Source organism: Allobosea sp. AAP35 (assembly GCF_001295925.1).
In the GTDB taxonomy this organism is placed as follows: Bacteria; Pseudomonadota; Alphaproteobacteria; order Rhizobiales; family Beijerinckiaceae; genus Allobosea.
In genome coordinates, this window is the sequence record NZ_LJHQ01000003.1 from 505,883 (window position 1) to 527,170 (window position 21,288).

The following is a 21,288-nucleotide window of genomic DNA, read 5'->3' on the forward strand; positions in this document are numbered from 1 at the left end:
TGGTGGAATCCGCCATGACCAGCAGATTCGAAACAAATCACGAACATCATACCTGTTCGTGTTGTGTTCCGCAAGCGCACGCTTGCCGAACGACACCCTCCAGGTACTAGCGCAGGCGGATGAACCGGCACGGATCGCCCTTGCGAGCCGGCGGCGCGAAGGCAGGGCGGATGGCGAGCGCCTGCGCGCGCGCCAGCAGGCCGAGCATCGAGGAATCCTGCCGCTCGAACGGTGTCGCCTCCCAGCCGGCCTCGGTCAAAGCGAGGTCGGAGCGCAGGTAATCCTCGCGCTCGTCATTGGCCGGCATGTCGCGGCCGAGGATACCCGGCTCGCTGCGGTCGCGTGCCGGCATGGGGATGCCGAGCAGCGCCTCGATCAGCGGCACGACGAACAGATGGCCGCAGACGATCGAGGAGACGGGATTGCCCGGCAGCCCCACCGCGACCATGGCGCCGAGCCGGCCGGTCATCATCGGCTTGCCCGGCCGCATCGCGATTTTCCAGAAACCCAGCGCCATGCCGGCCCGCGTCAGCGCCTCCTGCACCAGGTCGTGCGCACCGACGGAGGCGCCGCCAAGCGTGATCAGCACATCCGCGCCCGCATCCCGCGCCTGCGCAATCCGGGCGGCGAGGTCGGCATGGTCGTCGCGCGCGATGCCGAGATCGAGGGCGGTGGCGCCGGCCTGCTCGACCAGCGCCGCGAGCGAAAAGCTGTTCGAGGCGACGATTTGGTCGGGGCCGACGGTTTCGCCGGGCGAAACCAGTTCGTCGCCGGTGGCTAGGATCGCGACAAGCGGCTTGCGCCGTACCGGCAGAAGCGGATGCCCGGCTGCTGCGGCGAGGCCCAGCGCGGCGCTGTCGAGAGCCCGTCCGGCGGGCAGGAGCACATCGCCCGTGCTGAAATCGAGCCCGGCTTTGCGGATGAACTTGCCCTTCGGCGCGCCTTCGCGCACGCGAATCTCAGCCTCGCCGACGCCATCGGCATTTTCCTGGATCAGGATCGTGTCGGCACCATCAGGGATCGGCGCGCCGGTGAAAATCCGCACCGCCTCGCCGGGAGACAGCGTGCCCCCGAAGGAACGTCCCGCGGCGGATTCTCCGATCACCCGCAGCGCCGTGCCGGGGGTGAGGTCGTCCGCCCGCACCGCATAGCCGTCCATCGCCGAATTGGCGAAGGGCGGCTGCGTCCGCAGCGCCGCGACATCGGCTCCGAGCACGCGCCAGGCGCAATGCGCCAGCGAGAGCATCTCGATGGGGGTCGGGCCCGGCACGCTGTCGAGCAGCGCCTTGAGCGCGATCGGAACCGGTGTCAGCGCCATCAGGCGGAGCCCATCTCAGCCATGTCAGCCTCGAACGTGCCGGACTTCCCGCCCGATTTATGGACGAGCCGGATGCCCTCGATCCGCATGCCGCGATCGGCGGCCTTGACCATGTCGTAGACGGTCAGGCAGGCGACGCTGACGGCGGTGAGCGCCTCCATTTCGACGCCGGTCTGCCCCTTCACCTTGACTTCGGCGCGCACCCGGATGCCCGGCAGCGCCGCGTCGATCTCCAGATCGACGGCGACTTTGGTGATCAGCAGCGGATGGCAGAGCGGGATCAATTCATGGCTGCGCTTGGCGGCCATGATGCCGGCAAGCCGCGCCGTGCCGAGCACATCGCCCTTCTTGGCGTCGCCATCGCGCACGATCGCCAGCGTCTGCGCCTGCATCACCACGCAGCCCTCGGCGATGGCCGTGCGCGAGGTCTCGGCCTTGTCGCCGACATCAACCATATGGGCCTGGCCGCGCGCATCGAGATGGCTGAGCGCGCTCATGGGGCGCTGTCCTGCGTCGCGGGCGCCAGGAGTTCGCGCGTCGCGGCCGCGACATCGGCCTGGCGCATCAGGCTCTCGCCGACGAGAAAGGTGCCGACGCCGACGCGGTTGAGCCGGCCGATGTCGTCCGGGGTGAAGATGCCGCTCTCGCTGATGACGATTCGCTCAGGTGGAACACGCGCGGCGAGCCGCTCCGTCACGGCGAGATCGACGTTGAAATCGCGCAGATCGCGGTTGTTGATGCCGAGCAGGCGGCTTTTCAGCGCGAGCGCCCGGTCGAGTTCGGCCTCGTCATGGACCTCGACCAGCACATCCATGCCGAGCCCGATCGCGGTCTCTTCGAGTTCATGCGCGGTCGCATCGTCGACGGCGGCCATGATGATCAGGATGCAGTCCGCGCCCCAGGCCCGGGCCTCGAAGACCTGGTAGCGGTCGTAGAGGAAATCCTTGCGCAGGGTCGGCAGTCCCGAGGCTGCGCGCGCCTGCTGCAGGAATTCCGGCTGGCCCTGGAAGGAGGGTCCGTCGGTGAGGACGGACAGGCAGGCAGCCCCGCCGGCCGCATAGGCCCGGCCCAGCGCCGGCGGATCGAAATCGGCCCGGATCAGGCCTTTCGAGGGGCTGGCCTTCTTGATCTCGGCGATCAGCGCGGGCTGGCCCTGAGCCAGCTTGGCGCTCAGCGCCTCGGCAAAGCCGCGCGGTTTGGCCGCTGACCGTGCCCGGCTCTCGATCAGGCCAAAGGGTACAGCCTGCTTGGCGGCTGCGATCTCGCGGCGTTTATAGGCCTCGATCTTGGCGAGGATGTCGCTCATGGCCGCCTCATGCGTTCGAGCTCGCGACAAGCGAAGCCAGCGTCGCCTTGGCTTTGCCGGAAGCGAGCGCTGCCTGGGCACGCGCGAACCCATCGCGCAGGTCACCCGCCTGTCCGGCGACGACAAGCGCCGCTGCGGCATTGAAGGCCGCGATGTCGCGGAAGGCGGTCTTTTCGCCATCGAGCACCGCACGCAGCGCGGCTGCGTTCTGGGCCGGCTCGCCGCCGCGAAGGTCTTCGGGCTTGGCTCTGGCCAGACCGACATCCTCGGGCGCGATCGTGAAGCTCTCGATCTTGCCGCCATCGAGCGAGACCACCCGCGTCGGCCCCGTCGTGGTGATCTCGTCGAGGCCATCAGAACCATGCACGGCCCAGATGCGGGTCGATCCGAGGCTCGCCAGCACCTTGACCATCGGCTCCAGCCAGGTCTCCGAGAAGGCGCCGATGAGCTGTTTCTTCACCCCGGCCGGGTTGGACAACGGGCCGAGCAGGTTGAAGATGGTGCGTGTGCCGAGCTCGACGCGCACCGGCGCGACATGGCGCATCGAGGCGTGATGCGTCGGCGCGAACATGAAGCCGACGCCGGCCTGCGCGATGCAACGCTCTGTTGCTGCCGGATCGAGCCCGACCTTGACACCGAGCGCCATCAACACGTCCGCCGCCCCCGATTTCGACGACGCCGCCCGGTTGCCATGCTTGGCGACCGGCACGCCACATGCCGCCGTGATGATCGCAGCCAGGGTCGAGACATTGTAGGAGCCCGAGGCATCGCCGCCGGTTCCGACAATGTCGATGGCCTCAGTCGGCGCCTTCACCGTCAGCATCTTGCCGCGCATCGCGCCGACCGCGCCGCTGATCTCCTCGGTGGTCTCGCCGCGCACGCGCAGCGCCATCAGGAAGGCGGCTGCCTGCGCATTGGTGACGCCGCCCGAGAGGATCGTGTCGAAGGCGTCGCGCGCCTCGTCCCGCGACAGCGAGGCACCGGTCGCGACCTTGGCGATGAAGGGCTTGAAATCGTCCATGGGAACTCTGTGCAGCAGCGACTTGAAGGGCGTATCGGGATCAGACGGCGCCGGCCAGGGCGGCCGGCTCATGCTCGCGCTGCCATCGCTGCGCCAGATCCAGGAAATTCTGCAGGATCGTGGCGCCGTGCTCGGAGGCGATGCTTTCGGGGTGGAACTGCACGCCATGCACCGGCAGGCTGCGATGCGACAGCGCCATGATCAGGCCGTCCGACGTCTCCGCCTCGATCTCCAGCTCAGCCGGGCAGGTCTCCCGGGCGACGATCAGCGAGTGGTAGCGCGTCGCCTGCAGCGGGCCGTTGATGCCGCGGAACAGCCCCCGCGCCCTGTGCTCGATCGGGGAGACCTTGCCGTGCATCGGCACGGGCGCCCGCACGACATCGCCGCCGAAGACCTGGCCGATCGCCTGCAGCCCGAGACAGACGCCGAAGATCGGCTTGCTGTCCGCGCCCTCGCGCACGAGATCGAGGCAGATGCCGGCCTCGTTGGGTGTGCAGGGGCCGGGCGACAGCACGATCGCATCGTGATCGTCGCTAAGCGCTTCGTCGACGCTCAATGCATCGTTCCTGCGCACATCGACCTGCGCCCCCAGCCCGCCGATCAGGTGGACCAGGTTCCAAGTGAAGCTGTCGTAGTTGTCGATCAGCAGGATGCGCATCGGCGTGAGACCATGGATTTTGGGTTCCGGTCATGCACGGTTGGGGGCGGGGAGGTCAAGTTTGCGGGGCGCGCCGAATGACCATAGCCGTCATTCTCGGGCGCAGCGCAGCGTAGACCCGAGAATCTCTCGCCGGAAATGCTCGGGTCGAGCCCGAGCATGACGAGCCCGCCCGCCCTCAGCCTCTTGCCCCGCGCGGCATCCCGGCGGTTCGCACCGAGCCCTGGCCCGGCGCAGTCTCGATGCCCAGCGTCGGCAAAGCGAGCGTGCGCTGGCCGCGGAAATCGACATGGCAGACGAGCAGGCCGCGCTCCTCGATATAGGCGATCAGCCGCCGTGCACGGCTCGGCGAATGGCTGCCATAGACGCGGGCGAGCTCCGCATCGCTGGGGCAGGGCGCGCCTTCCAGCGCAGCGCGCGCGATGAACAGGAAGAGCCCGTGCAGATCGTCGGGCAGGGCAAGCGAGGCCTCGACCGCCGCCTGCCAGCCCGGCGAGTCGATGACCTCGTCGCTGGCTCCTGCCTTGGCCACGGCGAGCCGGCGGCGGAACTCGTCCAGGCTCAAATGCGTCCGGCCGAGCCGCCGCATCCGGCAGCGCACGGTGAAATCCTGGTAGAGCACCGCGACCTGACGCGAACGCGCCTCGGGGTCGGCCATCAGCTCGCGCAGGATTTCAGTCATGATCGCCTCGCGCTCGGCCGGCTCCATCGGGATTTCGGGTTCGGGCTCCGGTGCGGGTGTCGGGCGATAGGCTTCGATCTGCCGCAGCGTCTCGTGAACGGCCGGCCGTGGGCGCGGCGCCGGGCGCGGCACGCGGGCGAGCGGGATCACCTCGTCGGCTCCGGCCGTGAAGATCAACTTGCCGGCCTCTTCCGGCACCTGCTCGGGCAGCGGCATCAGACCCGGCGCGCCGCCGCGATCGACCGAGGTCGCAGGCCCGATCCGCAGCGGCAGCGGCCGCTTCGACAGGGCCGGGCCGAGCGCGACGAACTGCCCGCGTTCGAGATCGCGGAACATCTCGGCCTGTTTGCGGTCCATGCCCAGCAGATCGGCGGCGCGCGCCATGTCGATGTCGAGGAAGGTGCGCCCCATCAAAAAATTGGAGGCTTCCGCCGCGACGTTCTTCGCGAGCTTGGCCAGCCGCTGCGTCGCGATGACACCGGCGAGCCCGCGCTTGCGACCCCGGCACATCAGATTGGTCATCGCCCCGAGCGAGAGCCGTCGCGCCTCGTCGGAGGCCTCGCCCGCCATCACGGGGGCAAAGAGTTGCGCCTCGTCGACGACGATCAGCATCGGGAACCACAGCGAGCGATCGACGTCGAACAGCCCGCCGAGGAAGGCCGCCACCGCCCGCAATTGCTCGTCGGCTTCGAGGTTTTCGAGATTGAGCACGACCGAGACGCGATGCTGGCGCACCCGCAGTGCCACCCTTTGCAACTCGGCCTCACCGCATTGCGCATCGACCACGACATGGCCGAACTGGTCGGCAAGCGAGACGAAATCGCCCTCCGGGTCGATCACCGCTTGCTGCACCAGCGGCGCGCTCTGTTCGAGCAGGCGCCGCAGCAGATGCGATTTGCCGGAGCCGGAATTGCCCTGGACCAGAAGCCGCGTCGCCAGCAACTCGGCAAGGTCGAGCAGCGCCGGTTCGCCGCTCCTGCTCAAGCCCATGTCGATGGCCGTCGTCATGCCGTGATCGTGCGTCCCAACGGAGATGCGGTTATGTCACGAGGCCCCAGCCCCCGATCGAGGGCGAAGGGGCGCGTCGCGGACGGCGCTTCTAGCACGCCATCTCGCAGATGCGGCGAAAACCGGTTTCGGCGTCCACAACAATTGCCGGCGGCGTTTCAGCGCGGGCAGCGGCGGGCCCGTTCCTCGCGCTGGATATCGGCAATGGTCCGGCGCTGGCTGCTCGACAGCGGCACGTCCTCGGCATTGTCATAGCTGCAGCCGGCATTGCCGAAGGCGTCGATGCCCCGCCGCGTCCGGAAGCAGTACCCTTGCGCCTTGTAGATCTCGTTGCGGGCGTACCAGAGATCGTCGCAGGTCTCGGCTCGCACCGGCGCGGGCAAGGCGGCGATACCGATGAGTGTCCCCAGCGATGCGATCCCGACCATCAGCGTGTACCGCATGACCTATCTCCCGACGCCGCCGACCCGATGCACCGCAATCTGCGCGAGGCAGCGCGGCCCAGCAAGTCGCATCGTAGGGGCTTGAACGCGTCGCGCGAAAGTCGTGCGGCGGCGATAGGCTCCTTCCGAGGAGGCTGGCACCATGCGCGCTTATGCCTATTGCGAACGGATCGGCGATCATCTTTGGGACGAGCCATGGAATGCGGTGACCAACGGTGCCTTTCTGATCGCCGCCTTTGCCGCCTTCCTGCTGTGGCGGCGGGCCGGAGGCCGCGATCGTCCGGCGCTGATCCTGATCGGGCTCGTCTTCGCGATCGGCATCGGCTCCTTCCTGTTCCACACGATGCCGCAGCCCTGGACGCTGGCCGCCGATGTCGTGCCGATCCAGCTCTTCGCCTTCTCCTATTTCGGGCTGGCGCTGGCGCGCTTCGTCGGCTTGGGATGGGTCGCGACCGGGCTTGGCACCGTCGCGTTCGTAGCCTTCGCGCTGTCTTTGTCGGGTCTGCTCGCGCCAGCGCTTCCGCAAGAGCTTCGCGGCTCGGCGGGCTATGGCGCCTTTCTGCTTGGGCTGGCGGGGGTCGCCGCTCTGCTATGGCAGCGGCCTGACCAGGCCGCGACGGCACGGCTCATCGCCTTGGCCGGAGTTGTGTTCGCCCTGTCCCTGACCTTCCGGACGCTTGACCGGCCGCTTTGCGATGTTGTCCCGCTGGGCACGCACTGGCTCTGGCATCTTCTGAACGCGACCGTGCTCTATCTTCTGCTCAGGGCCGCAATCTTGCAGGGGCCGGTCCAGCCTGACGCTGGTAGTCGGCGCTGACTGCCGACGATACGATGATGTCTGCGCATGTCGCCGCCCACCCCGAAACGGACCAGTCCCCATGACCCGCCGCGCCCGCATTCTTGTGATCAACCCCAACTCCAATGAGGCGGTGACGGAAGGGCTGCGGCAGGCGGTGCTGCCGCTCTCCTATGCTGAGGGTCCGGAGATCATCTGCGAGACGCTGACCGAGGGCCCCTTCGGCGTCGAGACGCAGGAGCATGCCGACAGCGTCACGATCCCCTTGCGCCGCAAGATCGAGGCTGCGAACGACGTCGATGCCTTCGTCATCGCCTGCTATTCCGACCCCGGCATCCATGTCGCCCGCGAAGGCACGTCGAGCCCGGTCTTCGGCATCGCCGAGAGCGGCGTGCTCACCGCGCTCGCGAGGGCCGACCGTTTCGGCGTGATCGCGATCAAGTCGCGCTCGATCCCGCGCCATATCCGCTATCTCCGCCAGATGGGCCTGATGGACCGCCTCGCCGGCGAGCGGCCGCTGGAAATGTCGGTCGCCGAGACCGCTGCGGGCGATCGTACGCTGGAGCGCATGATCGCGATTGGCCGCGAGCTGAAGGAGATCGACGGGGCGGGTGCCATCGTCATGGGCTGCGCCGGCATGGCCCGCCACCGCCGGCCGCTGGAGCAGGAACTCGGCATCCCGGTCATCGACCCGACGCAAGCCGCCGTGACGATGGCCATCGGCACGCTCGCGGTGAGGTAGAGCCCGCGCCTTACAAAGCACGACGTCATCCCGGGCTTGCCCCGGGATCCATCGTCAAGCGCCGGAGCCCTACGATGGATCCTATCGGCGCCACTCACGCGGCTTGTCCGGGATGGCAGCGGTTCAATGCATGCTCTAGAAGGCCGCCATGCTGAAAGAGTTCTTCGCCTATTACCGGCCGCACCGGACCCTGTTTCTGGTGGATTTTGGCTGCGCCGTGCTGTCGGGGCTGCTCGAACTCGGCTTTCCGATGGCGGTGAAGGCTTTCGTCGATCTGCTGCTGCCGCGCGGCGACTGGCCGCTGATCATGCTGGCGGGGCTGGCGCTGCTCGTCGTCTACGCCGTCAATTCCGGGCTGATGGCGATCGTCACCTATTGGGGCCACAAGCTCGGCATCAACATCGAGACGGAGATGCGTCGGCGCGCCTTCGACCATCTCCAGAAGCTCTCCTTCCGCTTCTACGACGAGCAGAAGACCGGCCATCTCGTCGGCCGCGTCACCAAGGACCTGGAGGAAATCGGCGAGGTCGCCCATCACGGTCCCGAGGACCTGTTCATCGCAGTGATGACCTTCGTCGGCGCCTTCCTGCTGATGCTGAGCGTTCATCCGCCACTGGCGCTGATGACGGCGCTGATCGTGCCGCTCGCCGGCTTCCTCGTCGCGCGCTACGGCGCCCTGATGGCCCAGAACTGGCGGATCCAGTTCGGCCGGGTCGGCGCCTTCAATGCGCGGCTGGAGGAGAACATCGGCGGCATGCGCGTCGTCCAGGCCTTCGCCAACGAGGCCCATGAGCGCGCGCTCTTCGCGGGCGACAACCAGCGCTACCGCACGACCAAGCTCGAAGCCTACCGCATCATGGCCGCCAGCCAGGCAGTCAACTATCTCGGCATGCGCATGGTCCAGCTCGCGGTCATGCTGGCCGGCACCTACTATGTCGTGCAGGGCAGCCTGAGCGTCGGCGGCTTCGTCGGCTTCCTGCTGCTGGTCGGGGTGTTCTACCGCCCGCTCGACAAGATCGCGAGCGTGATCGAGACCTATCCCAAGGGCATTGCCGGCTTCCAGCGCTACCAGGAACTGCTCGCCACCGAGCCCGACATTGCCGACGCACCCGACGCGATCGAAGCTCCGCCGCTGAAGGGCGACATTCGCTTCGCCGGAGTCGATTTCGGCTATGCGCCGGGCCGGCCGATCCTCGCCGGCGTCGATCTGTCGGTTGCGGCCGGCGAGACGGTCGCCTTCGTCGGGCCCTCCGGCGCCGGCAAGACGACGCTGCTCTCGCTGTTGCCGCGCTTCTACGAGATTGATGGCGGCGCCATCACCGTCGACGGCCATGACATCCGCAAGCTCACGCTCGCCTCGCTGCGACGCCAGATCGGCATCGTCCAGCAGGACGTCTTCCTCTTCGCCGGCACCATCCGCGAGAACATCGCCTATGGCCGTCTCGATGCGAGCGAGGACGAGATCACGGAAGCCGCCCGCCGCGCCAGGCTCGAGACGATGATCGCGGACCTGCCGGCCGGGCTCGACACGGTCATCGGCGAGCGCGGTGTCAAGCTCTCCGGCGGGCAGAAGCAGCGCCTCGCCATCGCCCGCATCTTCCTGAAGAACCCGCCGATCCTGATCCTCGACGAGGCGACCTCGGCGCTCGACACCGAGACCGAAGCCGCGATCCAGCAATCCCTGACCGAGCTCGCGCAGGGCCGCACCACGCTCGTCATCGCCCATCGCCTCGCTACCATCCGCCATGCCGACCGGATCGTGGTGGTGACGCAGGCCGGCATTGCCGAACAGGGCCGGCATGACGATCTCGTGCGGGCGGGCGGCCCCTATCAGGCGCTGCACGAGGCTCAAGGGGCGCCGCTGCGGCTGGCGATGGGCACGGCGGCGGAGTGAGCCCACGGAAATCGGGAACAGCCTTGCCTCTGCCCCGTTTCCCTCGCGACAGGGAGTGAACATGACGATCAGCAGCGACGCCGAATACGAGGCCGCCAAGCGCCGGATCCGCGAACTGGGGCAGTTGCCGGAATGCACACCCGGCGCCGAGACGGAACTCACCGTGCTCGTCGAACTCACCACTGCCTGGGAGGCCGACCGGGGCGTGGCGGTGGAGCCCAACCCCAATTCGACGCCCGGCGATCGGGGACCGCGATGATGGCCCGCTTTGGTGTCCGCGCCGTCGCGCTCGCGGCCCTGTTGGCCGCCTCCTGGTCGGCGAGCGCCCAATCCGTCGGCACGCCGGGATCTGGCCCGCTGGTCCCCGGCGGCCCGCGCCAGGGACTGGGTCCGCCCTCGATCACCGATTCGGTGCCTGATCTGCGCCTGCGCTCGAGTGGCGGCCGCATTCCAGGCGCGGGCGCGCCGATCGGCTCCGGCTCCCCCAATTCCGTGCCCTTGTATGATCGGGGCGCCGGGGCGGGCGTGACGCCGGCGCGGCCTTCGTCGCGGCAGGCGAGGGGGCGTCAGTGCGAAACCCCGCGATCGACCTGTGTTCTGACGCGCGCAGCATCTCTCGGCGCCGCCTGCTCATGCCGCGGCCGCGGCAATGGCCCCAGAATGCGTGGCACCGTAGTGTATTGAGCTTCCAAGAATGGGCCAGCGTCAGGAACCGCCTGATCCGCCCGCGACGGCAAGCCGTCCTGGCGCTGCCATTGCCTCCGCCGGCCGATACAGCTCCGCCACTGGCCGCGAGAAGCTCTGGCGTCCGCTTTTGAAGCCCATCACCGGCTCGGCGAGCCCTGCCAGCGCCTCACCGGCGGTCGGCGCGTCGAGCACGATCAGATCGGCCGGGTTGCCGATGGCGATCCCGTAATCCCTGAGGTTCATCAGTCTGGCCGGCAGCGTCGTCACCAGATCGATGCAAGCGCCGAAACCCTCCGGGCCGACCTGCGCGACATTGGCGTAGAAATTCGCCATCCGCAGCAGCGAGGCGTCGCCGAAGGGCGTGAACGGGTTCAGGACATTGTTGGTCGCGACGGAGCAGGTGACGCCATGCGCGAGCAGCCGGTGCGCCGGCGTCAGGCCTCGCGGCACGTCATGTGTCGCCGCACGCCCCATCAGATAGACGTCGGTCGAGGGTAGGACCGTCACAGCGACACCCGCCTCCGCCAGCCGGTCCGCCGCTTGCGCAAAGGCGTCTGGCGGAAGGGCCGATAGCTTGGTGACGTGGCCGATCGCGACACGCCCGCCAAACCCATGGACCACCGTCTGCCGGCAGACCTCGTCGAGATGCATCCAACTCGCATCGAGGTCGAAATCGAGATGGAAATCGAGATCGACATCGAAGCGCGTGGCCAGCGTAAACAGCCGGGCGATCTGCTCGTTTGGATCTGTGTCGGTGTAGGGGCAGCCGCCGAGCGCATCGGCGCCGTCGCGCAGGGCCTGGATCAGCAGCTCCTCGGTGCCGGGATCGTTGGTCAGCCCCTCCTGCGGAAAGACGCAGAGCGACAGATCGATCGCCCAAGCGTAATCCCGTTTCAGAGCCTTCAGCGCCTCGAAGCTGCGCAGGCCGATGCGGGGATCGACCTCGACATGGCTGCGCATCTGCGTCGTGCCCTTGCCGATCGCGCGCTCCAGCACCTGCGCGCCGCGTGCATGGACATCCGCCACGGTGAAATCGCGCTTCATCGTCGAAACGGCTGCGATCGCTTCCTTCAGGCCGCCATGCAGATGCCCGCAGCGGCCGAGCAGACAGGCCTTGTCGAGATGGACATGAGTGTCGACGAAGCCGGGCAGCACGGCGCGGCCGCCGATGACGATCTCGGGCGCATCGGAGGTGATGACCGGCGCGATCGCGGAAAATCGGCCGCGCCTGACGCCGATATCCACTGGGCGGTCATGGCCCGCGAGGCTGGCCTGGCGGAAGATCAGGTCGAAGGCGGTATCGTCTGGCATCTGCACTGAGCGGTTGGGGGAGGCTGAGAAACTGCATGCACTTTATATGCCGCCTTTCCTCCCGTGAAGGCTCGCGCCGTCGGCGGCGACAGGGGGGCAGGAGCAGGCGGCGAAGTCGCTAGCCGGCCGCCTTGGCGTGTGGCCGCAGCGGCTCGGCATAGGGCGCGAGGATATCCATGATATCGCGGCCACGTGGTCGCGACTGCGCCACCAGCGCGCGGTTCGCCACGGAATCGAGATGGTGGTGCATCAGCGATATCACCTCCTCGGCATCGCCTTTGGCCAGCGCGTCGATCAGCATCCGGTGCTCGTTGATTGCGCATTCTGAGGAATGCGGCCGGCTGAACAGCGACAGCGTCAGGCAGCAGCGATAGGCGATTTCGCTGACATAGCGGATCAGGATCGGGCTCTCGGTCATGCTCGCGAGCAGGATGTGGAACTCGGTCGCGAGCCGGATCGAGATCGGATCGGGCCCGTTGCGGGCGGAATCTTCGGCATCGACATGGGCATGGAGCTGCGCGATCTGTGCCTTCGTCAGGCGTCCGGCGAGTTGCCGCACGACCAGCCGCTCCAGCTCGATGCGGATATCGAACGCGTCGCGCGCCTCCTGCCAGCTCGGTGTTGCGACGACCGCGATGCGGTTGCGGCGCAACTCCACCAAACCCTCGGCTGCGAGCTGCCCCAGCGCATGGCGCGCGATCGTGCGGCTGACGCCGAAGCGCTCGCCAAGCGCATCCTCGGGCAGCTTCGCGCCGGGTTCGAGCGCCTGTTCGATGATCGCCCGCCGCAGGGCGCGGCAGATGGTTCCGACCTTGTCCGTCGCGGGGCGACCCCGGCTCTCCTCGCGCGACATCGTTGAAAATCCAGATGATCGAGGTCTCGTCTTAGCGCCTTCGCGGGCGCCGCGGCAATCGGCAGGCCCGCAACAATGTGAAAGCGCGCCGACGCAGCCTGATGCGGCCAATTGGGGTGGCGACGGAATGCAATTTGGCACCGTCTTTGCATGCACTTTTTGCCATGGTCAGCTCGCCGTCATACGCCTCTCCGCTGGTTGCCTCGCAGCCCTTGCCGGGTGCTGCCGCCGCCGCCGCCGTCGCGCCGGCGGCCGCGATCGAACTGTCGCAAGCCTCCGTCACCTTCGGGCAGGGAGCAAATTCGGTGCCGGCCCTGGCGCAGACCAGCCTGCGCATCGCCGAGGGCGAGTTCGTCGCACTTGTCGGCCCGTCAGGCTGCGGCAAATCGACGATCCTGCGCCTCGCCAGCGGGCTGGTGAAGCCGACATCGGGTGTGGTCGTCGTCGGCGGGCGCGAGGTCGCGGCGCGGGCCCTGCGCGTCGGCATGGCCTTCCAGAACCCGACCATGCTCCCCTGGCTCACGATCGAGCGGAACATCATGCTGCCGCTCAAGATCGTGCAGCCCTTCCGTTCGCAATACGCGAAAGAGAAGAACGGCGCCTTCCGCGACAGGGCCCATGCCCTGCTTGCCCAGGTCGGCCTCAAGGGTTTCGCCAGCAAATTCCCGTGGCAGCTCTCGGGCGGCATGCTCCAGCGCGCCAATCTTTGCCGCGCGCTGATCCATGAGCCGCGCCTGCTGCTGCTGGACGAGCCCTTCGGCGCACTCGACCAGTTCACCCGCGAGGAGCTCTGGGCGATCATGCAGGAGCTCTGGCTGGCGCATCGCCCGACCGTGCTGCTCGTCACGCACGACCTGCGCGAGGCCGGTTTCCTGGGCAGCCGCATCTGCGTGATGAGCGCGCGCCCCGGCCGCATCATCGATGATGCGGCGGTGGATTTCGCCCGCCCGCGCAGCATCGCCATGACCTTCGAGCCTGATTTCGTCGCGCTCAACCAGCGCCTGCGCGAACTCATCGTCGATGCCCGGGCCGCCCCGTCCGTTGCGGAGAGCGTCTGATGAAGAACCGCGCCTTGAGGCAGAGATTCTGGTCGGCCGGGCTGATCGTCCTGTTCTTCGCCGGTTGGGAAGCCTTCTGCCTGCTCTCGGGCATGTCGGATCTGATCCTGCCGCGCCCGAGCCAGATCTTCGCCACGCTGTTTCAGCGCATGCCGATCCTCTGGCCGCATATCCTGCAGACGCTGGGCACGACGATGACCGGCTTCGTGCTCGGTGTGGCGCTCGGCGTGCTGCTGGGCGCTGTCATCGGCGTCTCGCGCACGGCCTATGACACGGTCTACCCGCTGCTGATCGGCTTCTCGTCGATCCCGAAGGTCGCGGTCGTGCCGATCTTCGTGCTCTGGTTCGGCTCGGGCACGGTGCCTGCCGTGCTGACCTCGCTGGCGATCTGCTTTTTCCCGATCGTCGTGAACATCGCCACGGGCTTAGCCACCACCGAGCCGGAGATGGAGGACGTGCTCAAGGCGCTGGGCGCCTCCAAGCTCGACATCCTCTGGAATGTCGGCCTGCCGCGCACGATGCCGTTCTTCTTCGCCTCGCTGAAGGTCGCGATCACCTATGCCTTCGTCGGCACCGTGCTGGCCGAGACCGTCGCCTCCAACCGCGGCATCGGCAATGTGATGATGTCGGCCTCCTCCAACTTCAACACGCCGCTGGTCTTCGCCGGGCTCTTCATCCTCGCGGGGTTGGGTGTGGCGCTCTACGCCGCCTTCTCGCTGATCGAGGGCCGCGTCACCGGCTGGGCCACCCGCAAGAACGATCTCATCGCCGCCTGAAACCTGAATCGAAACATCAAAGAAGGGGACCAAGATGCTGAAAAGACTCGCTGCCACGCTCATCGCAGGCCTTGCTTTCACAAGCCTCGCCCAGGCTCAGGAGACCACCGTCAAGTTCACCCTGGGCTGGAAGACGCAAGGCTCGGACGCCGCCTTCTTCGTCGCCCGCGACAAGGGCTACTACAAGGCGGAAGGCCTGAACGTCGTCATCGACCAGGGCGAGGGCTCGGGCGCGACCGTCACCCGCATCATGGGCGGCGCCTATGACGCCGGCTTCGGCGACGTCAACGCCATCATCCAGAACGCCGCCGCCAAGCCGGGCGAGAACCCGGTCATGGTCTACATGATCTGGAACCGGCCGCCCTTCGCGATCTCGAGCAAGAAGGCGACAGGCATCACCAAGCCCAAGGATCTCGAGGGCAAGACGCTGGGCGGCGCGCAAGGGACTCCGACGACCCGCCTGCTTGAGGTCTTCGCCCGCAAGAACGGGCTCGACATGGCCAAGATCAAGCTCACCAATATGGCGCCCAACCTGCAGGAGCCGCTGCTGATCAAGGGCGACATCGACGGCGCGCTGGTCTTCAACATCACCAGCTATTTCAACCTGCTGCTCAACCGCCAGGACCCCGACAAGGACTTCAACTGGCTGACCTTCGGCGATTACGGGCTCGATCTCTATTCCAACGGGCTGATGGTCTCGCAGAAGATGATCAAGGAGAACCCCAAGGCCGTCGCGGGCCTCGTGCGCGCCACCAACAAGGCGATGCTGGAGATCGCCAAGGACCAGGCGCTCGGGATGAAGTCGGTCATGGCCTTCGACAACCTCGTCAACGAGGCGGTCGAGAAGAAGCGCCTGCAATACTCCTTCGACCAGCTCATCGTCTCGCCGGAGATGAAGGAGATCGGCGTCGGCGACACCAAGGACGCCCGCATGGCCAACGCCATCGGCATCATCGTCGAGGGCTATCAGCTCGCCCGCACGCCCAAGCCCGAGGAGATCTTCTCCCGCGCCTTCCTGCCGCCCAAGGCCGAGCGCGAGCTGGTCTACACGGCGAATTGATCACACTAAGGGGGTACCGGGTCGTTTGCCGACCCGGTACCCCCATTTTCAATGGCAGTTGATGCCATTTAATGCCATCCTCCGAACAGGAGGACAGGCGATGGCGTCGATGAATATCTCTCTCCCCGATCCGATGCGGGACTGGGTCCAGCGCCGCATCGACGACGGGGACTATGCCAGCGCGAGCGACTATGTGCGGGATCTGATCCGCCACGATCAGGAACAGGCGCGCCAACTGTCCGTCGCGGATATTCGCCGCTCCATCGCTGAAAGCCGCGCGGGCGCGACGACCACCTCAGCCGATGCGGTGTTCGACCGGATCGAAGCCCGGCTTCAGGCGATGGTCGAGTAGGTGTCACGGCCCTGCCGCTTCGCGCCGCCCGCGGAGAACGATCTCGAAGACATCGCGCTTTTCATCGCTGCTGACAGTCCCCGGCGGGCCTTGTCCTTTGTGGCCGAACTCCGGGCCCATTGCGCCAGGATCGTCGATCAGCCGGAAGCCTATCCGCTGCGCGAGGAATACGGAGCGGGCATTCGGATCACCGTCCACGGCCGCTATCTGATTTTTCATGCGATCCGTGACGATGCCCTTGTCATCGAACGCATCCTGCACGGCGCGCGTCATCTCGACTGGGTGCGACTTTAAGCACAGGGCACGGCCGGCTCTCTCGGTTCTCAAGGGGCAACTCCGACTCGCCTTTCCGCCAGGGCTCGTTCTATAAAAGAACAAATACAGAACATGAGCTCTCATGCGCACCAGACCCGACCCTTTGGCCCTGGCCGATCTGCGCCGCCACCTCGCGCAGGCTGCGTTGCGCTGTGCGCCCGTCGCGGTGGGGCAGGTGAGCTTCGGCGCAGCCGGGCTCGACGATGTGCTGGGCGGCGGCATCGCCCGCGCCGCTCTGCACGAGGTCTATGCCCCCGCCACGGCCGATCTTGCGGCGGCGACCGGGTTCGCGGTCGGGCTGGCGATCCGGGCGGCCGGGACACGCCCGATTCTCTGGGTCCGACAGGATGTCGTCGATGCCGAGGTCGGCCGGCTGCATCCGCCGGGGCTGACCGAACTCGGGCTCGACCCCGCCCGTATCCTGCTGGTGCGGGCGCGCGATGCCGAGGGCGTGCTGCGGGCCGGGGCCGAGGCCGCCCGCTGCCCGGCGCTGGGGGCGGTGCTGATCGAGCCCTGGGGCATGCCGCGCCACCTCGACCTGACCGCGAGCCGGCGTCTTGCGCTGGCGGCGGAGGGCTCTGGCGCGACGACGCTTGTGCTGCGCGCCGCCGTGGCGCCGCAGCCGAGCGCGGCCTCGACCCGCTGGCAGGTTTCCTCCCTGCCGTCGCGGGCGCTGGAGGCCAATGCGCCGGGCGATCCGGCTTTCAGTGTGAGGCTGCTGCGCCATCGCGGCGGCCTGAGTGAGTGTGAGTGGCGTGTGGAGTGGAGCCGTGACCGACAATCTTTCCAGGAGTGCGCTTTCCAGGAGCGCGACGTTCGAGACCGCCAGGCCGAAGCCGGCCGTGACGCCAGCCCCCCGCAGCCCAGAGCCAGCCCCGATGCCACGCCGCTATCTCGCCCTGTGGTTCCCTTTCCTGCCGACCGACCGGCTGCGGCGGGAGGGGCGGATCCCCGCGTCCGGCGGGCCGGCTGACGCGCCGCTGGTCGTCTTCGCCACGGTGCGCAACGCGCTTCGGCTGGTCGATTGCGACCAGCGCGCGCAGGCGCTCGGCCTGACGCGGGGACTGACGCTGGCCGATGCGCGTGCCCGGATTCCGTCTCTCATCGCCATTGAGGCCGAACCCGAGGCCGATGAGGCTTTCCTGGTCAGGCTGGCGGCCTTCTGCGACCGCTTCACGCCGCTCGTCGCGCTCGACCAGCCTTACGGGCTGCTGCTTGACATCACCGGCTGCGCCCATCTCTTCGGCGGCGAGGCGGCGCTTCAGGCCATGATCGGGCGCTGGATGAAGAATGGCGGGCTCGACCTGCGCTGCGCCATCGCCGGCACGCCGGAGGCCGCCCATGCCCTGTCGCGTTTTGGGGCCGGCGGCATCGTGCCGGTGGGAGAGGACGAAGCCTGGCTCCGGCCGCTGCCGGTCGCGGCGCTGGGCCTCCCCCCGGATACCGTGATCGCCCTGTCGCGCGCCGGGCTGAAGACGCTGGCCGACCTTGCCGTGCGCCCGTCCATGGCCCTGTCGGCCCGCTTCGGCGCGGAAATCGGGACGCGGCTGCGGCGCACGCTCGGTTACGAGGATGTGCGCATCACCCCCTTGCGTCCGCCGCCGGCCTGCGTCGTCGAGCGGCATTTCGCCGAACCCATGCTCGATGCGCAGGGGCTGGAGGAGGTCGTGACCCGGCTGATCGCGGAGGCCGCGCGCGTGCTGGAGCAGCGCGGCGAGGGCGGGCGCGCTTTCGAGATCCATTTCTTCCGGACGGACGGGGCGGTGAGGCGGCTTTTCCTCGAAACCGGACGTCCCAGCCGCGATGCCAAAGCCATTCTCAGGCTTTACCGCGAGCGCATCGACGCCCTGGCCGATCCGCTCGATCCCGGCTTCGGTTTCGACGCGGTCCGGCTCGCCGTCCCGGTTTGCGAACCGCTGAACGAGGCGCAGCAGACGCTCGACCGGCGGGCCGTCGAGGACGAGGCGGTCGCCGATCTGGTCGATCGGCTGGTCGCGCGTTTCGGCCGCGACCGGGTGCTGCGCTTCGTGGTGCAGGACACCCATGATCCGCGCCGGGAGGCGAGGGCGGTCCCCGTCGCGGCTGCGGTTTCCGGCATTGCCTGGCCCGCCCCGCTGCCCAATGAACCGCCGACCCGCCCGCTTCAACTGTTCGAGCCGCCCCAGCCGGTCGAGACCCTGGCCGAGGTGCCCGACGGTCCGCCGCTGCGGTTCCGGTGGCGGCGCGTGCTGCACGAGATCGCTCGCGCCGAGGGTCCTGAACGCATCGCGCCGGAATGGTGGCGCGACGGGCCGCAGCCGCCGCTGCGCGACTATTACCGCGTCGAGGATGCGCAGGGACGCCGCTTCTGGATCTTTCGGGCCGGCCTGTACGAGGGCGGCGAGCCGCCGCGCTGGTTCCTGCACGGTCTCTTCGCATGATTCAAACTGTGAACGCTTACGCCGAACTCGTTGCCGCGACGAATTTTTCCTTCCTGCGCGGGGCATCGCCGGGCCCCAACCTGCTGCTCACCGCGCTGCTGCTGGGGCATCGCGGCATCGGCATCGCCGATCGCAACACGGTGGCCGGCGTGGTCCGGGTCTGGACCGCGCTGCGGGATCTCAAGGACGGGCTGTCGCCGGTCGAGAAGATGAAGGAGGGCGACAGCCCCGGCGAGCAGGTCTGGGTCGAGAACCCGGTCTTTTCCGGCCTCGGTCTCACCCCCGCTGAAATCCAGGCCATGGTCGGGTCGTTCAGGCTCGTCGTCGGCAGCCGCCTCGTCTTTGCCGACGGCACGCCCGACATCGTCGTCTACCCCGCCAACCGCGCCGGCTGGGGCCGCCTTTGCCGTCTGCTGAGCCAGGGCAATCTGAGGGCCGGCAAGGGCAGGTGCGTCCTGCATGGCGAGGATCTGCTGTCGGATGCGCGCGATCTTTTGCTCATCGTCATGCCAGGCCCGCGGCTGGAGGCGCTGCCGGCCCTGCTGGCGCGTCTCGACGAGGCCGCGCCGGGCGCGGTCTGGCTCGGCGCCAGCATGCATCGCAAGGGCGACGACCGCCGCAGGCTCGCCCGTCTGAAAGCCATCGCAGCCTGGACCCGCACGCCGCTGCTGGCCACCAACGACGTGCTCTATGATGCGCCCGAACAGCGAGATCTGCAGGATCTGCTGACCTGCATCCGCGAAGGCGTCACCATCGACAGGGCCGGTCGCCTGCTCGAGGCCAATGCCGAGCGTCATCTCAAGACCGGGCGGGAAATGGCGCGGCTGTTCAGCGATGCGCCCGAGGCGATCGCCGAGATCGACCATCTGCTGAGCCGCATCGATTTCGATCTCGGCCAGCTTCGCTACGAATATCCCGATGAGCCGGTGCCTCCCGGCTGGACGCCGCAGGGCTGGCTGACGGAACTGGTGCGGCGGCGGTCGCAGATCCGCTACCCCGACGGCGTCCCCGCCAAGGTCCAGGCCCTGATCGACAAGGAACTCGCCCTGATCGAGACGCTCGACTATGCGCGCTACTTCCTGACCATCCGCCAGATCGTCGATTTCGCCGAGAACAAGGGCATTCTCTGTCAGGGCCGGGGCTCCGCCGCCAATTCGGCCGTCTGCTTCGTGCTCGGTATCACCGCGGTCGATCCCGCCGAAAGCGACGTGCTGTTCGAGCGCTTCATCTCGACCCAGCGCCGCGAGCCGCCCGATATCGACGTTGATTTCGAGCATGAGCGGCGCGAGGAGGTGATCCAGTGGATCTATGCGCAATATGGCCGCCACCGCGCCGGCATCGCCGCGACCGTGATCCGCTACCGCCCGCGCAGCGCCATCCGTGACATCGGCAAGGCGCTCGGCCTCACCGAGGACGTCACGGCCAAGCTGGCCTCGACGCAATGGGGCTCCTGGGGCAGCGAGATCGCCGATGCCCATATCCGCCAGGCGGGGCTTGATCCGGACAATCCGTCGATCGCGCGCGCCGTGCGCTTCGCCCAGCGCCTGCTGCTGTTTCCCCGCCATCTCTCGCAGCATGTCGGCGGCTTCGTACTGGCGCGCGGCCGCCTCGACGAGATGGTGCCGATCGGCAACGCTGCCATGGACGACCGCACCTTCCTCGAATGGGACAAGGACGACATCGACGCGCTCAGGCTGATGAAGATCGACGTGCTCGCATTGGGCATGCTGACCTGCATCCGCAAGGCCTTCGATCTGCTCAGGCATCACGAAGGCCTGGATTTAGGCCTCGCCGACGTACCCCGGGACGATGGCCCGACCTACGACATGCTCTGCAAGGGGCACTCGCTCGGCGTCTTCCAGGTCGAGAGCCGGGCGCAGATGAACATGCTGCCGCGGCTGAAGCCGCGCATCCTCTACGACCTCGTCATCCAGGTCGCGATCGTTCGTCCGGGCCCGATCCAGGGCGACATGGTGCATCCTTATCTGCGCCGCCGGGCCGGGCTGGAGGAGGTCACCTATCCCTCGCCCGCGCCCGAGCATGGTCCCGCCGACGAGCTCAAGCAGGTGCTGGTCAAGACCTTCGGCGTGCCGCTCTTCCAGGAGCAGGCGATGAAGCTCGCCATGGTCGCGGCGAAGTTCTCGGACATCGAGGTCAACGGCTTGCGCAAGGCGATGGCGACCTTCCGCAATGACGGCTCGATCGGCAATTACGAGGCGCTGATGGTCGAGCGCATGGTCGCGCGCGGCTATGAGCGCAGCTTCGCCCAGCGCTGCTTCGACCAGATCAAGGGTTTCGGCAGCTACGGCTTTCCCGAGAGCCACGCCGCCTCCTTCGCCAAGCTGGTCTACATTTCTTCCTGGCTCAAGAAGCACCACCCGGCCGCCTTCGCCTGCGCGCTTTTGAACGCGCAGCCGATGGGCTTCTACGCGCCGGCCCAGATCGTGCGCGAGGCGCAGGAGATCGGCGGCGTCGAGCCACGCGCCGTGGATGTGAATTTCAGTTTCTGGGACAATGGGTTGGAGCCTGGGGATGGCGAGCCGCTCATTCCGTCCCCCCGCTTGCGGTGGGGAGGGCTAGGGTGGGGG

Annotated in this window: 21 protein-coding genes; 12 read left to right on the top strand and 9 right to left on the bottom strand. The window is 67.8% G+C overall.

Annotated features, from left to right (window positions below):
- Positions 1–106: 106 nt before the first annotated feature.
- The 7 genes from glp to IP69_RS03470 form a co-directional block, all read right to left on the bottom strand.
- A complete protein-coding gene (gene glp / locus IP69_RS03440; protein ID WP_054141370.1) occupies positions 107–1,318 on the bottom strand; it encodes a gephyrin-like molybdotransferase Glp in 1,212 nt (403 codons plus the stop codon).
- Positions 1,318–1,815, bottom strand: a complete 498-nt coding sequence (gene moaC, locus IP69_RS03445; protein WP_054141371.1) for a cyclic pyranopterin monophosphate synthase MoaC — start codon at positions 1,813–1,815, stop codon at positions 1,318–1,320. Before moaC ends, glp begins: the two co-directional genes overlap by 1 nt.
- Entirely contained in the window at positions 1,812–2,624 is an 813-nt protein-coding gene (gene trpC / locus IP69_RS03450; RefSeq protein WP_054141372.1) for an indole-3-glycerol phosphate synthase TrpC, read from the bottom strand. The genes moaC and trpC overlap by 4 nt, the downstream gene beginning before the upstream one ends.
- 7 nt (positions 2,625–2,631) lie before the next feature.
- Positions 2,632–3,645: an anthranilate phosphoribosyltransferase gene (gene trpD, locus IP69_RS03455; RefSeq protein ID WP_054141445.1), complete on the bottom strand. Its 1,014-nt coding sequence runs from the start codon at positions 3,643–3,645 to the stop codon at positions 2,632–2,634.
- A gap of 40 nt (positions 3,646–3,685) precedes the next feature.
- Positions 3,686–4,303, bottom strand: coding sequence for an aminodeoxychorismate/anthranilate synthase component II (locus tag IP69_RS03460; protein WP_054141373.1), 618 nt, complete (start codon positions 4,301–4,303; stop codon positions 3,686–3,688).
- A gap of 178 nt (positions 4,304–4,481) precedes the next feature.
- Positions 4,482–5,993, bottom strand: a complete 1,512-nt coding sequence (locus tag IP69_RS03465) for an ATP-binding protein (protein ID WP_054141374.1) — start codon at positions 5,991–5,993, stop codon at positions 4,482–4,484.
- A gap of 158 nt (positions 5,994–6,151) precedes the next feature.
- Complete coding sequence (locus tag IP69_RS03470) at positions 6,152–6,436, bottom strand: YARHG domain-containing protein (protein ID WP_054141375.1); 285 nt, start codon at positions 6,434–6,436, stop codon at positions 6,152–6,154.
- Positions 6,437–6,578: 142 nt separating this feature from the next.
- Here IP69_RS03470 and IP69_RS03475 point away from each other — a divergent pair, with 142 nt between their 5' ends.
- The 4 genes from IP69_RS03475 to IP69_RS03490 all read left to right on the top strand — a co-directional run bounded on the left by IP69_RS03475 (position 6,579) and on the right by IP69_RS03490 (position 10,127).
- Positions 6,579–7,253, top strand: a complete 675-nt coding sequence (locus IP69_RS03475) for a ceramidase domain-containing protein (protein WP_054141376.1) — start codon at positions 6,579–6,581, stop codon at positions 7,251–7,253.
- A gap of 61 nt (positions 7,254–7,314) precedes the next feature.
- Positions 7,315–7,974, top strand: coding sequence for an aspartate/glutamate racemase family protein (locus tag IP69_RS03480; RefSeq protein WP_197279639.1), 660 nt, complete (start codon positions 7,315–7,317; stop codon positions 7,972–7,974).
- 148 nt (positions 7,975–8,122) lie between these two features.
- Entirely contained in the window at positions 8,123–9,868 is a 1,746-nt protein-coding gene (locus IP69_RS03485) for an ABC transporter ATP-binding protein (protein WP_054141377.1), read from the top strand.
- A 61-nt stretch (positions 9,869–9,929) separates the two neighbouring features.
- Positions 9,930–10,127 (top strand): hypothetical protein, encoded by a 198-nt coding sequence (locus IP69_RS03490; RefSeq protein WP_054141378.1) that lies wholly within the window; start codon positions 9,930–9,932, stop codon positions 10,125–10,127.
- A 446-nt stretch (positions 10,128–10,573) separates the two neighbouring features.
- Here the strand turns inward: IP69_RS03490 and IP69_RS03495 are convergent, their stop codons facing one another.
- Together IP69_RS03495 and IP69_RS03500 are read right to left on the bottom strand one after the other, a co-directional pair.
- Positions 10,574–11,866, bottom strand: coding sequence for an amidohydrolase family protein (locus IP69_RS03495; protein ID WP_054141379.1), 1,293 nt, complete (start codon positions 11,864–11,866; stop codon positions 10,574–10,576).
- Between the two features lie 118 nt (positions 11,867–11,984).
- Complete coding sequence (locus tag IP69_RS03500) at positions 11,985–12,719, bottom strand: GntR family transcriptional regulator (RefSeq protein ID WP_054141380.1); 735 nt, start codon at positions 12,717–12,719, stop codon at positions 11,985–11,987.
- Between the two features lie 164 nt (positions 12,720–12,883).
- On the opposite strand from IP69_RS03500, the gene IP69_RS03505 reads away from it, so the two are divergent.
- From IP69_RS03505 to IP69_RS03540, 8 genes are all read left to right on the top strand, one after another.
- The gene (locus IP69_RS03505; RefSeq protein WP_082358865.1) at positions 12,884–13,777 is read left to right on the top strand and encodes an ABC transporter ATP-binding protein; all 894 of its coding nucleotides are present in this window, start codon (positions 12,884–12,886) and stop codon (positions 13,775–13,777) included.
- Complete coding sequence (locus IP69_RS03510) at positions 13,777–14,553, top strand: ABC transporter permease (RefSeq protein ID WP_054141381.1); 777 nt, start codon at positions 13,777–13,779, stop codon at positions 14,551–14,553. The genes IP69_RS03505 and IP69_RS03510 overlap by 1 nt, the downstream gene beginning before the upstream one ends.
- Before the next feature lie 34 nt (positions 14,554–14,587).
- Positions 14,588–15,613: an ABC transporter substrate-binding protein gene (locus IP69_RS03515; RefSeq protein WP_054141382.1), complete on the top strand. Its 1,026-nt coding sequence runs from the start codon at positions 14,588–14,590 to the stop codon at positions 15,611–15,613.
- A 100-nt stretch (positions 15,614–15,713) separates the two neighbouring features.
- A complete protein-coding gene (locus IP69_RS03520) occupies positions 15,714–15,965 on the top strand; it encodes a type II toxin-antitoxin system ParD family antitoxin (protein WP_054141383.1) in 252 nt (83 codons plus the stop codon).
- Entirely contained in the window at positions 15,966–16,259 is a 294-nt protein-coding gene (locus IP69_RS03525) for a type II toxin-antitoxin system RelE/ParE family toxin (RefSeq protein WP_054141384.1), read from the top strand.
- Between the two features lie 103 nt (positions 16,260–16,362).
- Positions 16,363–17,253, top strand: coding sequence for a hypothetical protein (locus IP69_RS03530; RefSeq protein ID WP_082358868.1), 891 nt, complete (start codon positions 16,363–16,365; stop codon positions 17,251–17,253).
- Positions 17,159–18,700: a DNA polymerase Y family protein gene (locus IP69_RS03535; protein ID WP_082358871.1), complete on the top strand. Its 1,542-nt coding sequence runs from the start codon at positions 17,159–17,161 to the stop codon at positions 18,698–18,700. Before IP69_RS03530 ends, IP69_RS03535 begins: the two co-directional genes overlap by 95 nt.
- 8 nt (positions 18,701–18,708) lie before the next feature.
- Positions 18,709–21,288: error-prone DNA polymerase (locus tag IP69_RS03540; RefSeq protein WP_248306686.1), on the top strand; the 2,580-nt coding region annotated here is incomplete at its 3' end.

Bases quoted from the DNA above. Each gene is read 5' to 3' on its own strand.
- glp (WP_054141370.1), bottom strand. From the start codon at position 1,318: ATGGCGCTGACACCGGTTCCGATCGCGCTCAAGGCGCTGCTCGACAGC.
- moaC (WP_054141371.1), bottom strand. From the start codon at position 1,815: ATGAGCGCGCTCAGCCATCTCGATGCGCGCGGCCAGGCCCATATGGTT.
- trpC (WP_054141372.1), bottom strand. From the start codon at position 2,624: ATGAGCGACATCCTCGCCAAGATCGAGGCCTATAAACGCCGCGAGATC.
- trpD (WP_054141445.1), bottom strand. From the start codon at position 3,645: ATGGACGATTTCAAGCCCTTCATCGCCAAGGTCGCGACCGGTGCCTCG.
- IP69_RS03460 (WP_054141373.1), bottom strand. From the start codon at position 4,303: ATGCGCATCCTGCTGATCGACAACTACGACAGCTTCACTTGGAACCTG.
- IP69_RS03465 (WP_054141374.1), bottom strand. From the start codon at position 5,993: ATGACGACGGCCATCGACATGGGCTTGAGCAGGAGCGGCGAACCGGCG.
- IP69_RS03470 (WP_054141375.1), bottom strand. From the start codon at position 6,436: ATGCGGTACACGCTGATGGTCGGGATCGCATCGCTGGGGACACTCATC.
- IP69_RS03475 (WP_054141376.1), top strand. From the start codon at position 6,579: ATGCGCGCTTATGCCTATTGCGAACGGATCGGCGATCATCTTTGGGAC.
- IP69_RS03480 (WP_197279639.1), top strand. From the start codon at position 7,315: ATGACCCGCCGCGCCCGCATTCTTGTGATCAACCCCAACTCCAATGAG.
- IP69_RS03485 (WP_054141377.1), top strand. From the start codon at position 8,123: ATGCTGAAAGAGTTCTTCGCCTATTACCGGCCGCACCGGACCCTGTTT.
- IP69_RS03490 (WP_054141378.1), top strand. From the start codon at position 9,930: ATGACGATCAGCAGCGACGCCGAATACGAGGCCGCCAAGCGCCGGATC.
- IP69_RS03495 (WP_054141379.1), bottom strand. From the start codon at position 11,866: ATGCCAGACGATACCGCCTTCGACCTGATCTTCCGCCAGGCCAGCCTC.
- IP69_RS03500 (WP_054141380.1), bottom strand. From the start codon at position 12,719: ATGTCGCGCGAGGAGAGCCGGGGTCGCCCCGCGACGGACAAGGTCGGA.
- IP69_RS03505 (WP_082358865.1), top strand. From the start codon at position 12,884: ATGGTCAGCTCGCCGTCATACGCCTCTCCGCTGGTTGCCTCGCAGCCC.
- IP69_RS03510 (WP_054141381.1), top strand. From the start codon at position 13,777: ATGAAGAACCGCGCCTTGAGGCAGAGATTCTGGTCGGCCGGGCTGATC.
- IP69_RS03515 (WP_054141382.1), top strand. From the start codon at position 14,588: ATGCTGAAAAGACTCGCTGCCACGCTCATCGCAGGCCTTGCTTTCACA.
- IP69_RS03520 (WP_054141383.1), top strand. From the start codon at position 15,714: ATGGCGTCGATGAATATCTCTCTCCCCGATCCGATGCGGGACTGGGTC.
- IP69_RS03530 (WP_082358868.1), top strand. From the start codon at position 16,363: ATGCGCACCAGACCCGACCCTTTGGCCCTGGCCGATCTGCGCCGCCAC.
- IP69_RS03535 (WP_082358871.1), top strand. From the start codon at position 17,159: ATGCCACGCCGCTATCTCGCCCTGTGGTTCCCTTTCCTGCCGACCGAC.